This is a genomic window from Gaiella sp. (genome assembly GCF_035710885.1).
Classification (GTDB): Bacteria; Actinomycetota; Thermoleophilia; order Gaiellales; family Gaiellaceae; genus Gaiella.
Map to the genome: position 1 here is coordinate 16,324 of NZ_DASTCS010000025.1, position 22,362 is coordinate 38,685.

General features: G+C 70.5%; 22 protein-coding genes. 14 read left to right on the forward strand and 8 right to left on the reverse strand.

Annotated features, from left to right (window positions below; all coding sequences use genetic code 11):
• The first annotated feature begins 27 nt into the window (after positions 1 to 27).
• Positions 28 to 795, forward strand: coding sequence for a hypothetical protein (locus VFO26_RS05565; RefSeq protein WP_325113913.1), 768 nt, complete (start codon positions 28 to 30; stop codon positions 793 to 795).
• Positions 796 to 809: 14 nt separating this feature from the next.
• The gene (locus tag VFO26_RS05570; RefSeq protein WP_325113914.1) at positions 810 to 1,262 is read left to right on the forward strand and encodes a class E sortase; all 453 of its coding nucleotides are present in this window, start codon (positions 810 to 812) and stop codon (positions 1,260 to 1,262) included.
• Between the two features lie 117 nt (positions 1,263 to 1,379).
• Here VFO26_RS05570 and VFO26_RS05575 read toward each other — a convergent pair whose 3' ends face one another.
• The 4 genes from VFO26_RS05575 to VFO26_RS05590 all read right to left on the reverse strand — a co-directional run bounded on the left by VFO26_RS05575 (position 1,380) and on the right by VFO26_RS05590 (position 4,734).
• Positions 1,380 to 2,630, reverse strand: coding sequence for an MFS transporter (locus VFO26_RS05575; RefSeq protein ID WP_325113915.1), 1,251 nt, complete (start codon positions 2,628 to 2,630; stop codon positions 1,380 to 1,382).
• The gene (locus tag VFO26_RS05580; RefSeq protein ID WP_325113916.1) at positions 2,627 to 3,076 is read right to left on the reverse strand and encodes a MarR family winged helix-turn-helix transcriptional regulator; all 450 of its coding nucleotides are present in this window, start codon (positions 3,074 to 3,076) and stop codon (positions 2,627 to 2,629) included. Before VFO26_RS05580 ends, VFO26_RS05575 begins: the two co-directional genes overlap by 4 nt.
• Before the next feature lie 182 nt (positions 3,077 to 3,258).
• Positions 3,259 to 3,954, reverse strand: coding sequence for a response regulator transcription factor (locus VFO26_RS05585; RefSeq protein WP_325113917.1), 696 nt, complete (start codon positions 3,952 to 3,954; stop codon positions 3,259 to 3,261).
• Positions 3,955 to 4,092: 138 nt separating this feature from the next.
• The gene (locus VFO26_RS05590; RefSeq protein WP_325113918.1) at positions 4,093 to 4,734 is read right to left on the reverse strand and encodes a calcium-binding protein; all 642 of its coding nucleotides are present in this window, start codon (positions 4,732 to 4,734) and stop codon (positions 4,093 to 4,095) included.
• 105 nt (positions 4,735 to 4,839) lie between these two features.
• On the opposite strand from VFO26_RS05590, the gene VFO26_RS05595 reads away from it, so the two are divergent.
• The 7 genes from VFO26_RS05595 to VFO26_RS05625 all read left to right on the forward strand — a co-directional run bounded on the left by VFO26_RS05595 (position 4,840) and on the right by VFO26_RS05625 (position 11,353).
• Positions 4,840 to 5,766 carry a sensor histidine kinase gene (locus tag VFO26_RS05595; protein WP_325113919.1) on the forward strand — a complete coding sequence of 309 codons (927 nt, stop codon included), beginning with the start codon at positions 4,840 to 4,842 and terminating at the stop codon, positions 5,764 to 5,766.
• Between the two features lie 142 nt (positions 5,767 to 5,908).
• A complete protein-coding gene (locus VFO26_RS05600; protein WP_349259049.1) occupies positions 5,909 to 6,841 on the forward strand; it encodes a PstS family phosphate ABC transporter substrate-binding protein in 933 nt (310 codons plus the stop codon).
• Between the two features lie 3 nt (positions 6,842 to 6,844).
• Positions 6,845 to 7,792, forward strand: a complete 948-nt coding sequence (pstC, locus tag VFO26_RS05605) for a phosphate ABC transporter permease subunit PstC (RefSeq protein WP_325113921.1) — start codon at positions 6,845 to 6,847, stop codon at positions 7,790 to 7,792.
• A complete protein-coding gene (gene pstA, locus VFO26_RS05610) occupies positions 7,792 to 8,634 on the forward strand; it encodes a phosphate ABC transporter permease PstA (RefSeq protein ID WP_325113922.1) in 843 nt (280 codons plus the stop codon). The genes pstC and pstA overlap by 1 nt, the downstream gene beginning before the upstream one ends.
• 8 nt (positions 8,635 to 8,642) lie before the next feature.
• On the forward strand, positions 8,643 to 9,551 hold the full coding sequence (pstB, locus tag VFO26_RS05615; protein WP_414653053.1) for a phosphate ABC transporter ATP-binding protein PstB: 909 nt from the start codon (positions 8,643 to 8,645) through the stop codon (positions 9,549 to 9,551).
• A complete protein-coding gene (gene phoU / locus VFO26_RS05620; RefSeq protein WP_325113924.1) occupies positions 9,548 to 10,210 on the forward strand; it encodes a phosphate signaling complex protein PhoU in 663 nt (220 codons plus the stop codon). The genes pstB and phoU overlap by 4 nt, the downstream gene beginning before the upstream one ends.
• A 147-nt stretch (positions 10,211 to 10,357) precedes the next feature.
• Entirely contained in the window at positions 10,358 to 11,353 is a 996-nt protein-coding gene (locus tag VFO26_RS05625; RefSeq protein WP_325113925.1) for a PstS family phosphate ABC transporter substrate-binding protein, read from the forward strand.
• Between the two features lie 64 nt (positions 11,354 to 11,417).
• Here VFO26_RS05625 and VFO26_RS05630 read toward each other — a convergent pair whose 3' ends face one another.
• Together VFO26_RS05630 and VFO26_RS05635 are read right to left on the reverse strand one after the other, a co-directional pair.
• Positions 11,418 to 12,530 carry an inorganic phosphate transporter gene (locus VFO26_RS05630; RefSeq protein WP_325113926.1) on the reverse strand — a complete coding sequence of 371 codons (1,113 nt, stop codon included), beginning with the start codon at positions 12,528 to 12,530 and terminating at the stop codon, positions 11,418 to 11,420.
• Positions 12,531 to 12,543: 13 nt separating this feature from the next.
• Positions 12,544 to 13,164 carry a DUF47 domain-containing protein gene (locus VFO26_RS05635; RefSeq protein ID WP_325113927.1) on the reverse strand — a complete coding sequence of 207 codons (621 nt, stop codon included), beginning with the start codon at positions 13,162 to 13,164 and terminating at the stop codon, positions 12,544 to 12,546.
• Positions 13,165 to 13,241: 77 nt separating this feature from the next.
• Here VFO26_RS05635 and VFO26_RS05640 point away from each other — a divergent pair, with 77 nt between their 5' ends.
• From VFO26_RS05640 to VFO26_RS05655, 4 genes are all read left to right on the forward strand, one after another.
• Positions 13,242 to 14,645, forward strand: coding sequence for a CYTH and CHAD domain-containing protein (locus VFO26_RS05640; protein WP_325113928.1), 1,404 nt, complete (start codon positions 13,242 to 13,244; stop codon positions 14,643 to 14,645).
• Entirely contained in the window at positions 14,642 to 15,028 is a 387-nt protein-coding gene (locus VFO26_RS05645; RefSeq protein ID WP_325113929.1) for an NUDIX hydrolase, read from the forward strand. The genes VFO26_RS05640 and VFO26_RS05645 overlap by 4 nt, the downstream gene beginning before the upstream one ends.
• 105 nt (positions 15,029 to 15,133) lie before the next feature.
• Positions 15,134 to 16,807, forward strand: coding sequence for an energy-dependent translational throttle protein EttA (gene ettA / locus VFO26_RS05650; protein ID WP_325113930.1), 1,674 nt, complete (start codon positions 15,134 to 15,136; stop codon positions 16,805 to 16,807).
• Positions 16,808 to 16,877: 70 nt separating this feature from the next.
• Positions 16,878 to 17,771 (forward strand): hypothetical protein, encoded by an 894-nt coding sequence (locus tag VFO26_RS05655; protein WP_325113931.1) that lies wholly within the window; start codon positions 16,878 to 16,880, stop codon positions 17,769 to 17,771.
• Between the two features lie 38 nt (positions 17,772 to 17,809).
• Here VFO26_RS05655 and ppk1 read toward each other — a convergent pair whose 3' ends face one another.
• On the reverse strand, positions 17,810 to 19,876 hold the full coding sequence (gene ppk1, locus VFO26_RS05660; protein WP_325113932.1) for a polyphosphate kinase 1: 2,067 nt from the start codon (positions 19,874 to 19,876) through the stop codon (positions 17,810 to 17,812).
• Positions 19,877 to 19,956: 80 nt separating this feature from the next.
• Entirely contained in the window at positions 19,957 to 21,036 is a 1,080-nt protein-coding gene (locus VFO26_RS05665; RefSeq protein WP_325113933.1) for an aromatic ring-hydroxylating dioxygenase subunit alpha, read from the reverse strand.
• 121 nt (positions 21,037 to 21,157) lie between these two features.
• Here VFO26_RS05665 and VFO26_RS05670 point away from each other — a divergent pair, with 121 nt between their 5' ends.
• Positions 21,158 to 22,177, forward strand: a complete 1,020-nt coding sequence (locus VFO26_RS05670) for an imelysin family protein (RefSeq protein ID WP_325113934.1) — start codon at positions 21,158 to 21,160, stop codon at positions 22,175 to 22,177.
• Positions 22,178 to 22,362 lie beyond the last annotated feature (185 nt).

Sequence of the window (22,362 nt, forward strand, 5' to 3'; positions counted from 1 at the left end):
GCGGCTGCGAGAGGAGGGGGACGCCCCATGAGACGCGTACTGATCACCCTAGGGCTCGGTGCGCTTGCGGCCGTCGGGATCGCAACGGGGCTGGCAACGGCCGGCCTTGCGGAGACGGATCCACCCAACCAGGGCGATCCCGAGAAGGTGCTGACCGTTCGCTCCGGATACGTCTGCTCGGGCACGATGGTGGCGGGCGAGAAGGTAGAGGGCGGGAACCTCGGGCCGACGATCCCCGTGACGGCGACGTCGCCGATCGTGCAGGTGACCATCAAGTCCGGCTCGAAGGCCGAGCTGATTGCGGCGACGTGGTCGACCGACTTCCTGTCCGGGACGATCACGATCTCACAGGACGTGTCGAACTACGTCGTGTGGACGTGCTCCGGCACGACCACGACGACCGACACGACCGATACGACGCCGACGGACACGACGCCGACCGACACGACGCCGACCACGCCGATCGACACGACGCCGACCGACACGACGCCGACGACGCCGACAGACACCACACCAACGAGCACTCCACCGACGACGACGACGACGGACACCACACCAACGAGCACTCCAGCGACGACGACGACGACGGACACCACACCGACGGCAGCGACGGAGACGACGCCGACCACCCTGCCGGCTGCGCCGTTGACGCCGCCCAAGGCGCCGACGAAGCCGGCAACCAAGCCTACGAGGGTGAAGCAGGCGACTCGCCCCGCGGCGACGCCGACCAAGCCGACCGTCAAGGTCAAGGGCGTGGTCGCGGACAATCCGCCGAAGCTGGCGTACACCCCGTGATCGCAGTCGCGGTCATGGCGACAGCGCTCGCGCTGACTGCCCCCGCCGCCCGACCGGCGGCGGGGGTTCCCTTCGCGACGATCTCGATCCCCGCGATCGGCCTGCACGCGCTTGTGCGCGAGGGCGTGTCCCAGCGCGTGCTCGACCTCGGTCCCGGCCACTATCCCGGCTCGGGCCTGCCCGGCCGCCGCCGGGCGGTCGCGATCGCGGGCCACCGGGTGACGCACACGCGGCCGTTCCTGCGCATCCACGTGTTGAAGCACGGGCAGCGGATCGTGCTCACGCGGCGATCCGAGCGCTTCACCTACCGCGTCTCGGCCATGCGTGTGGTCGAGCCGACCGACGTCTGGCCGATTCGCATGCGCCCCACGGTGCAGAGGCTCGTGCTCACGGCGTGCCACCCGCCGCACTCCGACCGGTACCGCCTGGTGGTGTTCGCGAGGCTCGTCGACGCCGACGCGATCTAGGACCCGCCCGAGCAGAGCGGCATCGCACGTCCGGGATGCCGCGGCGGCGGCGGGGTCACGTCCGTGCGATGCCGCCTGGAACCGTAACGCAGACGGAGGACTTCGCGGTAGCGGAGCTCAGGCCTCGGCGCGCACGGGCGCGAGCCGAGTCGTGAAGAGCTCGTGAGCCGCCCACACGATCACGGCCAGGCCCGAGGTCCCCGCGACCCCGAAGGCGAGCGGCGTGCCGCCCTGCTCGGCCAGCCAGCCCGCCACGAGGCCTCCGATCGGCGCCAGGCCCGCGAAGGCGAAGAGGTAGAGGCTCATCACGCGACCGCGGAGATGGGCGGGCGAGGCGAGCTGCAGGAGGGCGTTGGCGCTGGCCGTGAACAGCGCGAAGCTCAGACCGAGCCCGAACAGGAGGAACAGCGCCACCTCGACGGAGTGGACGAGCGTGAGCGCGAGCATCACGAGGCTGAACCCGATCGCTCCGCCGACGAAGACGCGAGAGCTCGCCTCACGGAGGCTCGCGGTCGCCAGCGCGCCCACGAGCGCTCCCAGGCCGAACCCGGCCGAGAGGATGCCGAACACCTCCGGGCCGACGTCGAGCGTCTGGGACGCGAGCAGGGGGACCAGCACGTGGAAGTTGAAGCCCACCGTGCTGACGACGGTGACGACCACCAGCACGACACGCGCGAGCTGCGAGCGCCACGCCCAGGAAAGCCCCTCGCGGATCCCCGCCACGACGCGTGTCTCGCGGCTCTTCTCCACCGGGAACAGCTCGTCCTCGCGCATCAGGCGCAGCGAGACGAGCACCGACAGGAAGCTGACCGCGTTGACGACGAAGCACATCCCGGTCCCGACCGCGGCGATCACGAGCCCCGCGAGCGCGGGGCCGACCACGCGGGATGCGTTGAACAGCCCCGAATTGAGCGCGACGGCGTTCTGGAGCTCGGACTGACCGACCATCTGGAAGGTCAGCGTCTGCCGTCCGGGAGCGTCGAACACCAGGACGAGCCCGCCCAGCGCCGCCAGTGCGTATACGACCGGAAGCGTCGCGATGCCGGTGAGGGTCACCGCCGCGAGCGCGATCGAGACGGCCATGGCGGCACCCTGGGTCGCGAGCAGCAGGACGCGTGTGTCGAAGCGGTCGACGATGACGCCGGCGACGAGTCCGAGGAGGAGGAACGGCACGAAGCGGCAGAAGGCGAGCGCTCCGACGGCGAGGGCGGACCCGGAGAGCTCGATCACGAGCCAGGCCAGTGCGATGTTCTGCATCCACGTCCCGGCGACCGACACCAGCTGCCCCGTGAAGAAGAGCCGGTAGTTGCGGTGGCGCCTCAGCGAGCGGAACGTCCGTCGGCGGAGCACGAGCGAGATGGCCCTCACGCCGTCGGCCCCGGCTCCAGGAGCGCATGCAGCGCCGGCAGCGCCTGCACGACCCGCTCTCGGTCGTCGTCCGACAGCCTGTCGAGCCGATCGGCGAGCCACGACGTCCGCCGTGCCCTCACGCGCTTCAGGATCGCGCGGCCTTCCGGAGTCAGCTCCAGGCCGACGCGCCGCCGGTCGCCGCTCGAGCGGACCCGGCGCAGCAGCCCCGCGGCCTCGAGGCGGTCGACGTGACCCGAGAGCGAGGGAGCCGAGATGCCTTCCTCGCCGGCGAGCTCACGGAGAGACAGCCCCGGGCGCGAGCGCACGAGCCAGAGGAGCGTCGCCTGGTGCGACGTGACGCCGAGCGCCTCCGTCTCGCGGCGCAGGTTGCGCGCGAGCCGGAGGATCGCCGGTCGCAGCTCGTCGGCGATCTCGAGCGGAGAAAGCGTAGTCTCACTAATCATTCGTGAGGCTAAGTATATCTGATACACGGTCCTGTGCGCAGAGCGCGTCGACGACGTCGCTCGCGGCGGTTGTTCGTCTGCGGCCGGAGGCCGGCTTGCCGGCCGGGAGGCCAGGAGCGCTACCGGCGGGTCACGACCACAAGGAGGGGGCCCGTGGGGGGACCATGGGGTTCCCCCACGTCTTACTTGGGCTCGGGCTCGAGCTTGTAGCCGACGCCGTAGCGGGTCTGGAGGAAGGTGTGCCGCGAGGAGCGGTTGTCGATCTTCTCCCGCAGCTTGCGGACGAAGACGTCGACGGTGCGATCTCGATGCGAGGCACGGCGGCCCCAGACGCGCTGGAGCAGCTCGTCGCGTGTCAACACCCGCCCGGTCTCGAGTGCGAGGGAGTACAGGAGCCGGAACTCGGTCGGCGTCAGGTCGGCACTGCTCCCGTCGACGTACGCCTGGACGTTCCTCGGGTCGAGCCGGAGCTCCTCGATCACGATCTCCTCGCCGCGTCGCGGGTCCTGGGCCCGCGTGCCGCGGCGCGCGGCGGCACCCACCCGCGCGACGAGCTCCTTCATCGAGAACGGCTTCACGAGGTAGTCGTCCGCGCCGATCTCGAGCGCGTGGACCCGATCGTGCTCGGTTCCGCGCGCCGAGACGACGACGATCGGCGTGCCGATCCCCTCTCCGCGCGCCTGCTCGATCACCTTCCAGCCGTCGACCCCGGGAAGCATCAGGTCGAGCACGCAGACGTCCGGGCGCTCGTAGCGAAGTCGCGCCAGGCCGGTCTCGCCGTTCGCGACGCCGACTGCATCGAACCCCGCTGCCTGCAGGTGACGCGCCATGCCCTGGGCGATGACGTCGTCGTCCTCGATGATCAGGATCTTCGCCATCCCGCCCTCGAATGGTGATGAATCGCCGTCGCCTGGTGGGGCGACGGCTGGTGAACGAATGGTATCCAGGTGGTGAACGCCCGGATGGCCTTCCGGCCCTTCGGGGCCACAGGATCTGACTTCGGTCAGACACACCTCTTACCCGGCGTCGGCGTCCCGGTCGCCCTCTGCCGCCGCATCGTCCGTCGACGGTGTCACGACGACGACGATCACCTCGCAGCTCTCGAACGTGGTCGTGGCCCTCTCCGTGCCGCGCACCCGCGCCGTGTCGCGGCCTGCGCCGCAGCGGAGGACGTCCGCGTTCCCGTCCGCGGCGAGTGCATGGAGCACGTCGTCGCCGGGGCCGCCGTGGACCACGTCGGTCCCGGGGCCGGCCCAGAGCCGGTCGTCCCCGGGGCCGCCCCACGCGGTGTCGTCGCCGGAGCCCCCGTGGAGCTCGTCGGGGCCGTAGCCGCCGTGGACGCGGTCGTTCGCCGAGCCGCCCCACGCGACGTCGTCGGCACCGCCCGTGCGGAGCCGGTCGTTGCCCGGGCCGCCGAAGACCATGTCGCTGCCGTTGTCGCCCTGCACGGCGTCGTCGCCGCCCCCTGCCCGGACGAGGTCGTTCCCCGCCCGTGCGTTCACGAAGTCGTTCCCGTCGAAGCCGCGAACCACGTCCGCCCGAGGAGTACCGCGCAGCCGATCGTCACCGGGTGTTCCGTCGATGTTCGCCGCCAGCGCGCTCGAGACGAGCACCAGGGCCGCACCTGCCACGAGGCCGGAGATGCGCTTGCCGTTCATGCCGCTCCCTTCGTCGGTTGTCGCCCTCATTCACCGGCGGCGCGATGAAGCCCGCTTGTGCTCCGTGCAAGCCGTTGGTCAGGCGTCTGTTAGAACGACGTGAGGATGGACGCCGACGCCGCGCGGGGAAGAGTGCTCCTCGAGGAGAGCCGCGAGTCGGTCGTCGTCCTCGACGACGCCGACCGCGTGATCGGGGCCAGCAGGCGCGCGCGGCAGTCGATCCACGGCCTCGAGGAGGGGCGCACGATCCCCGAGGGGCTGCTCTCGGGCGACGCCGGGATCATCCCTCTCGTCGTCCCGTACGACGTCGACGGCCGGAGGGAGCGTCTCGTCTACCTCAGCCGGGGCGGAGACCTCACCGCCTACGAGGAGCTTCGCGCCGGGTTCACCGCCGCCGTCTCCCACGAGCTGCGCACGCCGCTCGCCCGTCTGCTGTCCCTGCTCGAGACGGCGACGCTCCCCGGCGAGGACGTGCCGGACCTCGTCGACCGTGCCCGGTCGGAGGTCGATCAGATCCGTGAGCTGATCGACGAGGTGCTCTTCCTCAGCGAGCTCGAGTCGGGGACGCGGGTCGTGTCGCTCGGCAAGGTGGCCGTTCGGCCCGAGCTCGACGCCGTCGCCTCCGAGCTCGAGGAGCGCGCGAGCAGGGCGGGGGTCGCCCTCGTGGTGGCGGGCGACGCCGGGATCGAGCTCGCGATCCGGCCGCGGATGATCCGGGTCGTCGCGCAGAACCTCGCGGAGAACGCGATCCGCTATGCCGGCCCCGGCGCGACGTTCACGCTCTCGGTCGAGCGCGAGAGCGACTCCGTCGTCCTGCGCGGCACCGACGACGGCGTGGGTGTGGAGGAGTCCCAGCTGCCGAGGCTCTTCGAGCGCTTCTTTCGCGCCGACCGCGCGCGGGCCTCGCGCGGGACGGGCCTCGGGCTCGCGATCGTGAAGCACGTCGTGACGCAGGCCGGCGGCTCCGTGGAGGCGCTCGGCGGTCTTGGCGCCGGCCTCGAGGTCCGCTGCACGTTTCCCTCCGCCGGCTGAGCCGAGAGCGCCGTCGAGGCAGGAGAGGCGTCGTCGTCTCACGGCGGCCGTTCTCCGGTTGTTCACCGGACGTTCACCAGCCCGGCACCCACGCCCCGAGAGGCCGCCGGAACACTGGCCGGACACGACTCGGGAGAGATACATGACACCGCGCAGACTCCTCGCCGTGGGCGCGATCGCCGTGGCCACCCTGATCGTCGCCGGATGCGGCGGCGACGACTCCGACCCGGGGAGCGCAGGGGGCACCATCGCCGCCGACGGCTCCAGCACAGTCGGGCCCTACGTCACCGCCGCGGCCGAGGGGTTCCGCGACGAGGGCGGCGTCGACGTCACCGTCGGCATCTCCGGCACGGGCGGCGGCTTCGAGCGCTTCTGCCGCGGCGAGACCGACCTCTCGAACGCCTCGCGGCCGATCGACGAGGACGAGGTCACGATGTGCGAGCAGAAGGGCGTCGAGTACGTCGAGCTCCAGGTCGCCAACGACGCGCTCACCGTCGTCGTCAACACGGAGAACGACTGGGCCACGTGCCTCACGGTGGACGAGCTGAACGCGATGTGGAAGCCCGGGTCGAAGGTGAGCAACTGGAACCAGATCCGCTCCGACTTCCCGGACGAGGCGCTGAAGCTCTTCGGCGCCGGCACGGACTCGGGCACCTTCGACTACTTCACCGACGTGATCAACGGCGAGGAGGGCGCGAGTCGCACCGACTACTCGGCGAGTGAGGACGACAACGTCACCGTCCAGGGCGTGAGCGGCTCCAAGGGCGGCCTGGGCTACTTCGGCTTCTCCTACTTCGAGGAGAACCAGGACACGCTGAAAGCGGTCGAGATCGACAACGGCTCCGGGTGTGTGGAGCCGAGCGTCGAGACCGCCCAGGCGGGCGACTACGAGCCCCTGTCGCGACCGCTCTTCGTCTACGTCAAGACCGAGTCCCTCGAGCGGGACGAGGTGGCGGACTTCCTGACGTACATGCTCGACAACGAGACCACGATCGCCGAGCAGGCGCAGTTCGTGCCGCTCGACGAGGATCAGCTGGCCGACGCCGAGCAGAAGCTCCAGGACGCGCTCTCCTAGGGCATGAGCGCCTCGGACGCCACGCTGCCGACCCCGGTCTCGACGGGGAGGGAGATCGACCTCTCCCCGTCGAGCCGGCGGATCGGCGAGCTGGTCGTGCGCGGGGTGCTCGGTCTCGCAGCGCTGATCTCGGTGCTGACGACGGTCGGGATCGTCGCGTCGCTGCTCCTCCCGGCGCTCGAGTTCTTCGCGGAGGTCAGCCCGCGGGAGTTCTTCACCGGGACGAACTGGGCGCCGCTCTTCGAGCCGTCCAGCTTCGGGGTCGTGCCGCTGATCGCCGCGACCTTCTCCGTCACGTTCTGGGCACTCCTGGTCGCGATCCCGGCCGGGCTGGGGACGGCGATCTTCCTGAGCGAGTACGCGAGCCCCCGCACGCGCAACGTGCTCAAGCCGGCGCTCGAGATCCTCGCGGGGATCCCGACCGTCGTCTACGGGTACTTCGCGCTCACCGCGGTGACGCCGCTCCTGCGCGAGATCGGCGTGCAGGTGGAGATCTTCAACGTGCTCGCGGGAGGCCTCGTGATGGGCGTGATGCTGATCCCGACCGTCGCCTCGCTCTCGGAGGACGCGATGGGCGCGGTGCCCCAGGCCTTGCGTGACGGCGCGTACGGGCTCGGGGCCGATCGCTTCCAGGTCGCGACGCGCGTCGTCGTGCCGGCCGCCTTCTCGGGGATCATCGCCTCCTTCGTGCTCGCGATCTCGCGCGCCGTCGGCGAGACGATGATCGTGCTGATCGCGGTCGGGCAGCTTCCGCAGCTCACCCTCGATCCCCGTGAGACCGTCGAGACGCTGACGGCCTTCATCGGCGCGACCGGGAACGGCGACGTGCCCACCGGGTCGATCGAGTACAAGACGATCTTCGCGGTCGGGCTGACGCTGTTCGTCATGACCTTCGTGATGAACGTGATCTCGATCAGGATGGTGCGGCGCTTCCGCGAGGTGTACGACTGATGTCCCGCCGGACGAAGAGCCGCCTCTTCGTGGGCTTCATGACGCTGTGCCTGGCCGTCTCGTTCGGGACGCTCGGCTGGCTCCTCGTCACGACCCTGATCGACGGCCTGCCCGCGATCACGGGGAAGCTCTTCACCGAGCCGCCGTCCACGCAACCCGAAGAGGCCGGCGCGCGCCCCGCGATCCTCGCGACCCTGTACCTCGCCGTCCTGCTGCTCGCGATGACGGTGCCCATCGGAGTCGCGACCGCGATCTACCTCGAGGAGTACGCGCGCAAGGAACGGTGGTACAACCGCCTCCTCGAGCTCAACATCCAGAACCTCGCGGCGGTCCCGGCGATCGTCTACGGGATCCTCGGGCTCGCCTTCGTCGTGCGGGGGCCATTCGGCATCGATCGGGTGCTGCTCGCCGGCGCGATCATCCTCACGCTCGTCGTCCTGCCGACGGTGATCATCGCGTCACGCGAGGCGATCCGCGCCGTGCCGGACTCGATCCGCCAGGGCGGTTACGCGCTCGGGGCGACGAAGTGGCAGGTGGTCTGGCGTCAGGTGCTGCCGGCCTCGATCCCCGGGATCGCGACGGGCTCGATCCTCGCGCTCTCGCGCGCGATCGGCGAGACCGCGCCGCTCCTCCTGATCGGCGCACTCCAGTACGTCGCCTTCGACCCGACGGTGCTCGGGGCGTTCACCGCCCTCCCGGTACAGATCTACACCTGGGTCAAGCTCCCCGACCCGGCGTTCCAGACCCTCGCCGCGGGGGCGATCATCGTGCTGCTCGGGATCGTGCTCACGATGAACGCACTCGCGATCTTCCTACGCAGCCGCTTCCGACAGAACTGGTGAGAGAGGTCATGCCACAGATGACGACCGAGGGAGACCCGACGACGACCCACCCGCGCCTCGCGCCCGACGCGCCGTCCATCTCGAGCGCGCGCATCGCCGAGGTCTCGCTCGGCACGACGCGGTGGGACGTCGAGCGCCGCGAGACCGTGTTCCACGTCGCCGACCTGGACGTCTCGTACAACGGCAAGCTCGCGCTGAAGGGCGTCGGTGTCGACATCCACGAGAAGACCGTGACGGCGTTCATCGGGCCGTCCGGGTGCGGCAAGTCGACGTTCATCCGCTGCTTCAACCGGATGAACGACTTGATCCCGGGGGCGACCGTCGAGGGCACCGTGACGTATCACGGCAAGGATCTCTACGCACGGAACGTCGACCCGGTCGAGGTCCGCCGCCGGATCGGCATGGTCTTCCAGAAGCCGAACCCGTTCCCCAAGTCGATCTACGACAACGTCGCCTTCGGGCCCCGCGCGCTCGGGCTGAAGCACGACCTGGACGAGCGCATCGAGTCCTGCCTGCGCCGCGCCGCGCTCTGGGACGAGGTCAAGGACCGGCTGAAGGACTCCGCGTTCGGCCTCTCGGGCGGCCAGCAGCAGCGGCTGTGCATCGCTCGCGCCCTCGCGACGGAGCCCGACGTCCTCCTCATGGACGAGCCCGCCTCGGCGCTCGACCCGATCGCGACCGCCGCGATCGAGGACCTGATGCACAACCTGAAGCGCGAGTACACGATCATCGTGGTCACCCACAACATGCAGCAGGCCGCCCGCGTCGCCGACATGACGGCGTTCTTCTCGGTCGACATGCACCCCGACGGCAGGGGGCGGCACGGGATCCTCGTCGAGTACGACGCGACGACGAAGATCTTCACGCAGCCCTCCGACAAGCGGACCGAGGACTACGTCACCGGGAGGTTCGGATGAGGGTCGAGTACCGGCAGCGCCTCGAAGGGCTCGAGGCGAGCCTGCAGGAGCAGGGCGACGTCTGCCTGCGAGCCCTGCGCGGCGCGCTCGACGCGCTCGAGGCGCAGGACGCCGAGCTCTGCGACGAGGTGATCGCGTTCGACGACGAGATCGACGAGCGCTACCACCGGATCGAGAAGCTGGTCGAGGAGATCCTCGCCCTCGAGACCCCCGTCGCCGGCGACCTGCGACTCGTGCTCGCGATCCTCCACGACTCGATCCACCTCGAGCGGATCGGCGACCAGTCGGTCACGATCGCAAAGCTGACGAAGCTCACGGCGGACCTCGAGACCCGCCACGACCTCGTCGAGGGGCTGCGTGAGATGGGCGAGCGATGCGAGGAGATGGTGCGGATCGCTCTCGACTCGTTCGCCGAGCGCGACCTCGAGCGGGCACGCTCCCTCCACGTCCTCGACGAGCTCGTCGACCGCACCAACCGGAGGGTCACCGGGAAGGTGCTCGAGATGGCCCCCTCGCCCGGCCTCCAGGAGTGGGGGATGCGGATGATCATCGTCGCCCGGTGCCTCGAGCGGGTCGGTGACAACGCGGTCGACATCGGCGAGCAGACCGCCTTCGTCGTGACCGGCGAGTTCCAGGAGTTCTCGGACGCCAGCCACTAGTGGGGTGGGGGAACCCCTGGTTCCCCACCGGCCCCCGCGATGGGTTTCACCAGTCCGTCACCGCCTCCTCACCACGCGCATGCCCACGCGCGCCCTGCATGGGGGCACCCTCGCGTCGAGCAAGCGCAAGCGAGAGAAGGGGAAGGAATGAGGCACTCATCCAGGCTGCGCCGAGCGGTCGTGGCGGTCGCGGCCGTCGCCCTCGTCGGCACGCTCGCGTCGTTCGCCGCAGCGGCGAAGGCGCCCACGCTGACCAAGGCCGCGCTGTCCAGGCTCTCCGGGACGATCACCGCGGACGGGTCGTCCACGGTCGGCCCGTACACGACCGCCGCCGCGGAGCTCTTCCGCAGGGCGGGGGCGGGCAAGGTCGACATCACCGTCGGGATCTCCGGGACCGGCGGCGGCTTCGAGCGCTTCTGTCGCGGGGAGATCGACCTCTCCGACGCGTCCCGTCCGATGCGGAACCGGGAGGCATCGGTCTGCAAGGACAACAACGTCGGCTCGTGGCGCGCGTTCACCGTCGCCAACGACGCGCTGACCGTGGTCGTCAGCCGCGAGAACACCTGGGCGACGTGCCTCACGGTCGCGGAGCTGAAGAAGATCTGGGAGCCCGGCTCGAAGGTGAGCAACTGGCGCGACGTCCGCTCGACGTTCCCGAACGAGCGGCTCGAGCTGTTCGGGCCCGGTACCGACTCGGGCACGTTCGAGTACTTCACCGAGGCGATCAACGGCCGGGCGCGGGCGAGTCGCTCTGACTACTCCGCGTCCGAGGACGACAACGTCCTCGTGCAGGGAGTCGCAGGCACCAAGGGCGGCCTCGGCTACTTCGGCTTCTCGTACTACGAGGAGAACCAGAGCCGTCTCAAGGCTCTGCAGGTCGAGAACCCGAAGACCGGGAAGTGCGTGACCCCGTCGGTGGCGACCGCGCAGTCGAACGCATACAAGCCGCTCTCGCGGCCGCTCTTCGTCTACGCCAAGGGCTCGTCGTTCAGGCGGCCCGCCGTGCAGGCGTTCCTCGCCTACATCTTCGCCAACGAGAAGGCGATCGCAACCCGGGCCGGGTTCGTGCCGCTGACGACGGCGCAGCTCGCGCGGGCGCGAGTCAACTTCGATCTGGCCGTCAAGGCCGCGAACCGCGTCTGAGCCTGCCGGCGGGGGAGGGAAGGGGGCGGCCACGCGGCCGCCCCCTTCGTCGTCCGGTGCCGCTCTACGCAGCTGACGGCGCCGTCACGGGCCGCGCTACCGTGGAGAGGCGCCGCCGTTCCAACCGCCTTGCTGCGAATGCGGCCGCCGAGATCAGTACCGCGAGCGCGAACACGATCGCGTCCCCGGCAGGGAGCCGCGTGACGTACTCCATGGACGCGCCGACGACCGCCGCCGCCGGAAGGGTCAGGATCCACGCGACGAGGATGTTCCCGGCGACGCCCCAGCGCACCGCCGAGAAGCCGCGGATCGCACCGGCCCCGAGCACCGAGCCGGAGATCGTGTGGGTGGTCGAGACGGGGAAGCCAAAATGCGCCGTGCCCCAGAGGATCGAGGCGCACGCGGTCTGTGCGGCGAAGCCCTGCGGAGGGTCGATCTTCGCGATCCGCTGACCGAGCGTCTTGATGATCCGCCAGCCGCCCGCGTACGTGCCGGCGCCCATCGCGAGCGCGGCGGATGCGATCACCCAGGTCGGCGGCCGCTCGAAATCCGCGTCCAGGTGGCCCGAGGCGACCAGCGCCAGCGCGATGATCCCCATCGTCTTCTGTGCGTCGTTCGTTCCGTGCGTGAAGGCGACGAACGCCCCCGAGACGAGCTGTGCGCGCCGGAAGCCGCGGTTCACCTTCGAGGGCGCTCGCTTCGCGATGAACCTCGTGATGACCACGATCAGCACGAATGCGATCGCGACGCCGAGGAAGGGCGCGATCAGGGAGGGGATCAGCACGTTGTCCTTGATCCCTCCCCACTGGACGACGTCCGACCCGCCGGCCGCCATCGCGGACCCCACCATGCCCCCGATCAGCGCGTGGCTCGAGCTGGAGGGAAGGCCGACGAACCAGGTGATCAGGTTCCAGGTGATCGCTCCGACGAGGCCGGCCATCACGACGTCGAGCGTGATCACCTCCTGGTCGACGATCCCTTTCGCGATCGTCGCCGCGACCTCGATCGAGACGAACGCGCCCGCAAAGTTGAGGACCGCGGCGCTCGCCACGGCGGCGCGGGGGGACAGCGCCTTCGTCGAGACGCTCGTCGCGATCGAGTTTGCCGTGTCGTGGAACCCGTTCGTGAAGTCGAAGAAGAGCGCGACGGCGACGACCGCCCAGAGCGTGAGCTCCATCAGCGGAAGACCACTATGCGTTCTTGACGACGATGTTCGCGATCGTGTTCGCCGCCGTCTCGCAGCTGTCGAGCGCGCCCTCGAGCCGCTCGTAGACGTCCTTCCAGCGGATCACCATCAGCGGATCGATCCGGTCGTCGCGGAACAGCGAGGCGAGCCCCTCACGTTGCACGCGGTCGCCCTCGTCCTCGAGGCGCTTGAGCTCGACGAGCGCCTCCTGGACGCCGGAGAAGCTCTTCAGGTTGTCGCACGCGATCACCAGCTGCTCTGCGGCCGCGACGATCAGGCCGGTCTGCTGGACGGCGTGCTTCGTCGGCATGTCGATGCCGTAGAGCCCGAGCAGGTCGGAGGCCTCCTCGAGTTCGTCGACGACGTCGTCGAGCTCGATCGCGAGCATGTAGATGTCGTCGCGGTCGAACGGCGTGAGGTACTGCGTGTTGAGCAGGGTGATCAGGTCGTGCGTGATCGTGTCGCCCTCGGTCTCCTCCGCCTTCACCTGCTCCTGGGTGATGCCCGAGTTCGGGTGCTCGCGGAAGCGCCGGTCGACGAGGCGCGCCACCTCGAGCGCGTTCGCGGCGGCCCGGGCGAAGAGGACGTAGAACTCGCTCGTCTTCGGCGTGAGCGACAGGCGCACGGGCGCGCACGTTAACCGAAACGAGGCATGTGTGAACGCCCTGGAGACATCGCCGCTCACCCGGTTAGGCTCCGAGCGTGAAGGAGACGCTCGAGCATGAGGTGAAGCTCGCACCCCCCGCGGGATTCGTTCTGCCGGACCTCGGTGGGGAGGTGCGGCCCACCCGCGTGTTCGTCTCCACGTATCACGACACGGACGACCTCGCGCTCGCCCGTCACGGGATCACGCTCCGCCACCGGCTCGAGAGAGGGACCGGGGTCTGGCAGCTGAAGCTTCCGCGCGGGGCTGCGCGGATCCAGCTCGAGCAGCCCGGCCCGCCTGCACGGCCGCCGCTCGAGCTTTCGTCGCTCCTCTTCGCACATCTCCGCGGCCGTAACCTCGTACCGGTCGCGAAGCTCAGGACCCGGCGGGAGGCCGTGGTCTCGGACGGAGCCGAGATCGTCGACGATTCGGTGTCCGTGATGTCCGGGCAGCGTGTCACGCGGCGCTTTCGGGAGATCGAGGTCGAGCTCGTCGACGGGGACGAGCGCTCGCTTCGGCGGCTCGCGAAAGAGCTTCGCCGCGCGGGTGCCTCACCGTCCCACGAGCTGCGTCCGAAGCTCTACCGCGCGCTCGACCTCGCGGTTCCCGCTCCAACCGCGATCCCGCCTCGGGGAACGCCTCCGGGCGCTGCGCTCGGACTCGCCCTCGAAGAGCAGGTGCGGCGCCTTCTCGGCCACGACCCGGGTGTCCGCCTCGGCTCCGACCCCGAGGACCTCCACCAGCTTCGTGTGGCGACCCGCCGGCTGCGCGCGTTCCTCCGCGCCGGGCGGGACCTGCTCGACCTTTCGTGGTCGGAGCCGCTCCGCGACGAGCTCCGCTGGCTGGGCCGCGCGCTCGGCCCGGCCCGGGATCTCGACGTGCTGATCGAGCGCCTGACCGTCGACCTCGCCGCGCTCGGCGACGGTGCGAAGTCGCTCGGCGGGCTGCTCGACGAGCTGGACGCAGAGCGGGCCCAGGCTCGCGTCGTCGTCGTCGGTGCGCTGTCGAGTGACCGGTACCTCGAGCTTCTCGCACGCCTGGAGCACGTGTCCGAGCCGGAGCTCAGCGGCGAGGACATGGCCCTCGGCGACATCTGGCGCGCGGAGTGGGGCCGGACACGGAAGGCGATGGCACGGCTCGGCGACGACTCGTCCGACACGGAGCTCCACGCCGGGCGGATCCGCGTGAAGCGCGCCCGGTACGCGGCAGAGCTGGGAGCGCACGACCTTGGCAAGCGAGGGAGCCGGTTCGTCGAAGCCGCGAAGCTGCTCCAGGACGTCCTCGGCGAGCATCAGGACGCGACCGTCGCAGAGGCCCGGATCCGGTCGTGGGCGGCCGACGGTGTGGGCGGCGCCGCGACCCGGCTCGTCGAGCGCGAGCGGGAGCGCAAGGCTGCGGCACGGGCCGCCTGGCCTTCTGCCTGGAAGGCCCTGCGCAAGGCCGCGAAGCCGATCGCGTGAGCGTCGTCCGCGCCGCGGGCGGAGCTCCGGTCCGATCCGTGCCCGACGGGATCGAGGTCCTCGTCGTCCATCGCCCGAGCTACGGCGACTGGACGTTCCCCAAGGGCAAGTGCGAGCCGGGAGAGAGCGACGAGGCCTGCGCCCTGCGCGAGGTGGCCGAGGAGACCGGCCTCGAGTGCGTGCTCGAGGACGAGCTGCCCTCAACCTCGTACACCGACTCCCGGGGCCGGCCCAAGCGGGTCCGCTACTGGCGGCTACGCGTCGTCGGTGGAGGGCTTCGGTTCGACCACGAGGTCGACGGGGGCAGGTGGGTGACCCCCGCCGAGGCCGAGGAGCTCCTCACGTACGGGCGAGACCTCGACGTCCTGCGCGCCCTGGCGTGAGGTCCGTCCCCCGGAGGGGAGTGACCCGGCGACGCTGCCGACCTCCTGTGAGGGTCGCAGGGGACAGGCCCTGTGGGGCCGGTTCCCGCTGCTAGCCTCGCCGCCGTGAGCGCGGACGTGATCTACACGATGTACCGGGTCGACAAGTTCTACGGCCCTGACCGGCAGGTTCTCTCGAACATCTCGCTGTCGTTCCTGCACGGCGCCAAGATCGGCGTGCTGGGGCCGAACGGAGCCGGTAAGTCGACGCTGCTGCGGATCATGGCCGGGCTCGAGGAGCCGTCCTCCGGCGTCGCCGAGCTCGACCCGAAGGCGAGCGTCGGGTTCCTCCCCCAGGAGCCGGAGCTCGACCCCGCGAAGGACGTGCGCGCGAACGTCGAGGACGGCGTGCGGGAGCTGCGCGACCTGCTCGACCGGTTCAACGCGATCTCGGCCGCGTTCGCCGAGGCCGACGCCGACTTCGACGCGCTCCTTGCCGAGCAGGCCGAGGTGCAGGATCGGATCGACCGCGCGGACGCCTGGAGCCTCGACCAGACGCTCGACCGCGCCATGGACGCGCTGCGGCTCCCCGAAGGCGATCGCGACGTCACGACACTGTCGGGAGGCGAGCGGCGGCGCGTCGCGCTCTGCCGGCTCTTGCTCTCGGCGCCCGACCTGCTGCTCCTCGACGAGCCGACCAACCACCTCGACGCGGAGTCCGTCGCGTGGCTCGAGCGGCACCTCGAGAGCTACAAGGGCACCGTCATCGCGGTCACCCACGACCGGTACTTCCTCGACAACGTCGCAGGCTGGATCCTCGAGCTCGACCGTGGGAAGGGCATCCCCTTCCAGGGGAACTACTCCTCGTGGCTCGAGCAGAAGGAGGCACGGCTCGGCGTGGAGGAGAAGCAGAACGCCGCACGACGCCGGACACTGCAACGCGAGCTCGAGTGGGTGCGGATGAGCCCGACCGCGCGACACGCGAAGTCGAAGGCGCGACTCGCCGCGTACGAGAAGCTCCTGGCCGAGGACCAGGCAAAGCGGCTGGACACGGTCGAGATCCACATACCCGCCGGCGCGCGTCTGGGTGACGTGGTCGTCCGCGCGGAGCACGTGCAGAAGGGCTTCGGCGACCGTCTCCTGATGGAGGACCTCACGTTCGACCTGCCCCCCGGGGGGATCGTCGGCGTGATCGGGCCGAACGGGGCGGGCAAGACGACGCTCTTCCGCATGATCGCCGGGGAGGAGAAGGCCGACTCGGGCTCGCTGGAGGTGGGCGATACGGTCGAGCTCGCATACGTCGACCAGTCCCGAAGCTCGCTCGAGGGACAGAACACGGTCTGGAAGGAGATCTCGGGCAACCAGGATGTGATCCGGCTGGGCAAGCGCGAGGTCAACTCGCGCCAGTACGTGTCGTGGTTCAACTTCCGGGGCGGCGACCAGCAGAAGCTCGTCAAGGACCTCTCCGGCGGAGAGCGGAACCGCGTCCATCTCGCAAAGCTCCTCCGCTCGGGCGGCAACCTGCTGCTCCTCGACGAGCCGACCAACGACCTCGACGTCGACACCCTGCGCGCCCTCGAGGAGGCTCTCCTCGACTTCGCCGGATGCGCCGTCGTGATCTCGCACGACCGCTGGTTCCTCGACCGCGTCGCCACGCACATGCTCGCGTTCGAGGGGGACTCGCAAGTGACGTGGTTCGAAGGCTCGCACCAGGAGTACTGCGACTGGGTGCGGGAGACGCGCGGCGCCGAAGCGCTCGAGCCGCACCGGATCGCCTACAAGCCGCTCGTGCGCCCCTGACGCGGCGTCGCGTGCCCGCTGTCCGCGCTCGGGGCCCGGCACGTCCGGAGCACGAGTCAGGATCGTCGCGATGCGCGTTGCGGTCGTCGACGTCGGATCGAACACCGCGCGCGTCCTCGTGGCGGACGTCTCCCCGGACGGTCGCGTGACGGCAGTCGAGGAGAAGCGGGAGCGGCTCGGATTGGGCTCGGAGATCGCACGCACCGGGACGCTTTCGCGGGACACGGTGAAGACGGTCGCCCGCACGTGCCGCGGTTACGCGAAGCTCGCACGATTGCTGGGGGCGGAGCGCGCTCAGACGATCGTCACCGCCCCCGGGCGTCAGGGGCGCGCGCCCGGGTTGCTCGTGTCTGCCCTTGCGAAGGAGACGCGGCTGCCCGTACGGGTGCTGTCCGCGGACGACGAGGGTCGCTTCGCGTACGACGGCGCGGTCGCACGAGCCGGCCGTCTGGCGTCGCGTACCGTCGGGGTGGTGGACGTCGGCGGCGGCTCGACGGAGATCGTCCTGGGGAGCCCACGACGTGGCGCCGACTGGGTGCGCTCGGTCGATCTCGGCTCGATCCGCCTGACCCGCCAGCACCTCCACGGAGACCCGCCGAGTGCGGGCGAGATCGCCTCCGCCCGCGGGGCGGTCCGCGAGGCGATGGCGGCCATCTCGCCGCCGCAGCCCGAGGTCGCGCTCGCCACGGGGGGCAGCGCAAGAGCCGTTGCCAAGCTCGTCGGCCTCTCCTTCGACCAGGACGACGTCGAGGATGCGATCGCGCTCCTCTCACGCCGGGCGTCGGTGAAGGTCGGCCGGGACGCGGGGATCCATCCGGTGCGAGCGGCATCGGTGCTGGGAGGGGCGCTGCTGCTGGCCGAGGCCGCCCGCCTGCTCGACCGACCCCTCGTGCTCGCGCGCGGCGGGGTACGGGAGGGCGCGGCGCTCGACCTCGCGAGCGGCAGCGTCTCCGCGGCCGCCTAGATCACCGGCCCGCGGATCGGCGACGGGAGGTGCAGCCCCTATGAACGCGTGCGCCGTGCGCGACCTCTCGCGCGGCGCATCATCGCCTCCTGGTGCGAGTGAGGCTTCTTGCCCTTCCGCTCGAGACGGCGCCAGTCGCCGTCCGGCCCCAACTCCCACGTGTTGGTGGTGTCCGAGAAGGCGCTGTCCAGGATCGCGCCGACCTCCGCACGAGCGCGGGCGTTCTCGACGGGAGCCAGGACCTCGATCCTGCGGTCGAGGTTGCGCGGCATCAGGTCCGCGCTGCCCATGTACACGCTCGCCTCGTCGTCGACCTCGAACGAGTAGATGCGGCTGTGCTCGAGGAAGCGGCCGACGATCGACGTGACGCGGATCGTCTCCGAGAGCCCCTTCACCCCGGGCCGCAGCATGCAGATCGAGCGGGCCATGACCTCGATCGGGACGCCTGCCGCCGAGGCGGCATACAGCTCTTCGATGATCGTCGGGTCGACCAGCGCGTTCAGCTTCAGCCGGATCCGGGCCGGGCGCCCCTCGGCTACCGCGGCCGAGACCCGGCGAATCTCGTCCACGAGCCGCGCCCGCATCGCGAAGGGCGCGACGAGCAGCTTGCGGAACCGCTGCGGCCTGCCGAAGCCGGTCACGTGGTTGAAGAGGTCTGCCACGTCCGCAGAGATCTCCTCGTCCGCCGTGAAGAGGCCGACGTCCTCGTAGAGCCGCGCGGTCGAGGCGTTGTAATTGCCGGTGCCGACGTGCACGTAGCGGCGGAGGCCGCCCGCCTCGCGACGGACGACGAGCGTCATCTTCGCGTGGATCTTCACGTCCGGGAAACCGTGGACGACATGGACGCCCGCCTCCTCCATCGCGCGCGACCACTCGATGTTCCGCCGCTCGTCGAACCGGGCCTTGAGCTCCACGAGGCACACCGACTGCTTGCCGTCCTCTGCGCACTCGATCAGCGAGCCGATCAGCGAGGACTCGTTGCTCGTCCTGTAGACGGTCGTCTTGATCGCGATCACGTCCGGGTCCCGCGCAGCAGCCTGGGCGAGCGCCTCGAAGCTCGAGCGGAACGAGTCGTAGGGCTGCTGGACCAGGAGGTCGCCCCGCCGGATCTCCTCGAACACGTCGGTCGCGCTCGTCACGCGCGCCCAGCGGGGCGGCACGACCGGGATCCACGGCTCGTGCTTCAGGTCGGGCCGGTCGAGCGAGACGAGCTGCCAGAGCTCCGACTGGTCGAGGAGCCCTTCGATCTCGTAGACCTGGCCCGGGCGCACCCCGAGCCCTTCGATCAGCCGCTCGCGCATGTCGCTCGACGCCGAGGCCGACACCTCGAGCCGCACCACGTCGCCGAAGCGCCGGCGCCGCAGCTCCGACTCGACCGCCTCGAGCAGGTCGTCGGCGTCGTCGGACAGCTCGAAGTCGGCGTCCCGGGTGACGCGGAAGAGCGCCCTCTCCGCGATCTCCATCCCGGGGAAGAGCATCGGGAGGAAGTGGGAGATGACCGACTCGAGCGGCACGAAGCGCTTGCCGATCGCGACGAACCTGTCGAGGACCTCCGGCACCTTGACGCGCGCGAACCGCTCCTCACCGGTGTCGGGGTCGGAGGCGATCACCCCGAGCGAGAGCGAGAGCCCGGACACGTACGGGAAAGGCTGCCCCGGCCCGACCGCGAGCGGCGTGAGGATCGGGTAGACCTCGCGCTCGAAGTAGCGGGCGAGCTTCTCGCGCTCCCGGTCGGTGCACTGCTCGAGCGTCGCGACCTCGATCCCGGCCTTCGCGAGCGCCGGCCGGAGCTCACGCTTCCACAGCCTCCCCTGACGAGCCGTCAGCTCGCCGACGCGCTCGTGGATCGCCGCGAGCGCCTGGCCCGGGGCGAGGCCGTCGACGGAGCGAACGGCAACGTCGGACTCGTCGAGCTCGAGCAGGCCTGCGACGCGGACCATGAAGAACTCGTCGAGGTTCTGCGCGAAGATCGCCGCGAACCGGAGGCGTTCGAGCAGGGGCAGGCGCTCGTCCTCGGCCAGCTCGAGGACACGCGCGTTGAACTCGACCCAGGAAAGCTCGCGGTTGAGCAGCCGGGACTGCGCGGGCTCGGTGACGGTCGCCATCTGTGGATCGTGCCACGGCGGGGACACGCCTGGAGTGTCGGCGTCGCGAACGCGCGCTCCCGGGCCGCTCGGCTCCGGGTTCAGCCAGAGCCCGGATCTGCCGCCAGCGCCTCGAGCACGAGCGCCTGGAAGTGCGCGATCAGCTTCTCCGACTCCGGCAGCAGCGTCCCCGCCTCGAGCCCGCCGCTCGCGATGCCCCGCTGCACGGACTCGACGAGCCTCCGATCCTCTGCGCCGACCTGCTCGTCGAGCGCGAGGTAGTCGGCCGTCCACCCCTCGTCGACGTCGGGGGCGACGAAGTAGTCGAGAAACCGGTAGGTCCGCTCCGGCCCACGCGGGACGACGGGGCCGATCGAGAGGTTCGGCGGTCCGGGCATGACGTTGACGACCGTGCCCGGGAAGAGCAGATGGAATTGCGCGCCCTCGACCTGGCCGCTCGCGTCGTAGACACCGCCGCCGCCGTTCCGCGTGACCCCGAACTGGCTTGCGAGCCGGCCGCGGGCCTCGAGCCCGTAGGCCTCCGGCGAGACGTTCAGAGCCTTGGCGAGGGTCGGGTGCGCGACGGCACAGTGGTAGCACTCGAGGAAGTTCTCGACGCACACCTTCCAGTTGCAGACGTACTCGTCCGACTCGGCGCGCGCGTGGAACCGGAGCTCGTCGACGTCGAGGCCGTCCGCCGCGAGCAGGCGCGGCAGCTCCCCGAGGTAGCCGGCGAGGGGCTCCGCCTCGGTGTCCGGGTTGACGAACACGAAGGGGCCCCAGGCGTCGACCGCGACGGGGACGAGGCCGAGCGAGGAGGCGTCGAAGCCCGGTTCCCGGTCGGCGCGCGGCGCGTGTCGCAGCGCGCCGTCCAGGTCGTACGTCCACGCGTGGTAGGGGCACTGGATCGTCTCGCGCCTGGCGTCGCCCTCGCACAAGAGGTTGCCACGGTGCCGGCAGACGTTGACGAAGCCGCGGAGCTGGCCGTCGCGAGCACGTGCCAGCACGACGGGGAGCGTGCCCGCGTAGGCGGTGGTGAGCTGCCCGGGCTCCGCGACCTGGTCGAAGCGGGCGGCGTACTGCCACGACCTGGCGAAGATGCGCTCCTGCTCGAGCCGCAGCACCGCAGGGTCGGAGTACCATTCGTACGGCAGCGTGCGGGTTCCGCCGACCGTGGCCACCGGCCCAATCTATCGCCCTCGCGGGCGCGTGCCGGTTGCGCTGCTGCGCATGTCACGGTCTGTGTAAGGTGCGCCTTACATGAACCTGCGCATGTGCCTTACGCTGTGTTGTGCGGCTGCGGTGGCGGCTCTGACGGCGGTTACGGCGGCGCCGGCACCCGCTGCCACGACACCTGGCCCGTTCGGCCCGGTCAAGAGCTACCTCCTGCGTCATACGGCCCAGCTCGAAGGCTTCACCAAGGACTTCCGCGCAGTCGCCGATCGCTACTACGCGACCGCGCGGGAAAGCGGGTTCGCCTACGGGCGGCTCGCACGTGACCCGGCTGTCCGCCGCGACCTGGCCCGTGCACGAGCCCTCTGGGTGAAGGGGAACCCGTACTACGAGCGCGTCGAGGGGATCGTCGCCGGGACCCCGTCGCTCGCCGTCTACGACGTGATCCTCGATGCCGGCTCGAGCGCGGAGGAGGACCCCGCGAGCGCGGTGCCCTTCGACCTGAGGCTTCCGAACGGCAAAGTGCTCCACAAGCCCGGGAACCTGTTCAACCTCACGGAGGGGATGCTGTGGGGCACGTTGCCCTCGCTCGTCGCGGCTCGCCCCGACCTCGACCGCGACGGCAGGCGCGAGTTCGGCGAGGCACTGCCCGACGCGCACGCGCTGAAGGCGGCGGCGGGAGCGTTCGCCTTCTACGCAGACAAGCTCGACCGCTCGGCACGAGCCTGGAGACCGACCGCCTCGGACGCGTTCACCGCCGTGGTCGTGATGGTGCCGACGATGAGCGAGTACTTCGGGCAGTGGAAGACGTCGCGCTTCGTGCTGGGTGAGAAGGCGAGCTCGCAGTCGTTCAACGTCGTCTCCCGGCTCTCGGACATCGGCGACATCCTCGGCGGCCTCCGCGTCATCTTCACGGGGATCCGCCCGTCGATCGTGAAGGTCTCCGCTGCGCAGGCCGCGCAGACGAAGCGCGACCTCGACTCACTCCACGCGTACGTCTCTCGGCTGCTGGCGCACGAGCGAGCCGGCAGGCGGTTCACGCCGCAGCAGGCCGACATCCTCGGCCGGGAGGCGCAGGAGCGCGCGACCGCGATCGCGGGTCAGGTCTCCCAGGCCGCGGCGCGGCTCAAGGTGAAGATCGTCCAGTAGGCGATGCGCGTCCCGGCGTCGATCGCGCTCGTGGTCGCGGTGGGCCTGTGGCTCGCCGCTGTCGGTCACGCGTCCGGGCGCGAGCCGTGGCAGGCGGCCCTCGACGTTCGCGACGCCCTGGCGGACGCAGAGACCGAGCTCGTGCTCGGCGGCTCGGGAAGGGCGGCCGAGAGCGTCGCCGTCGC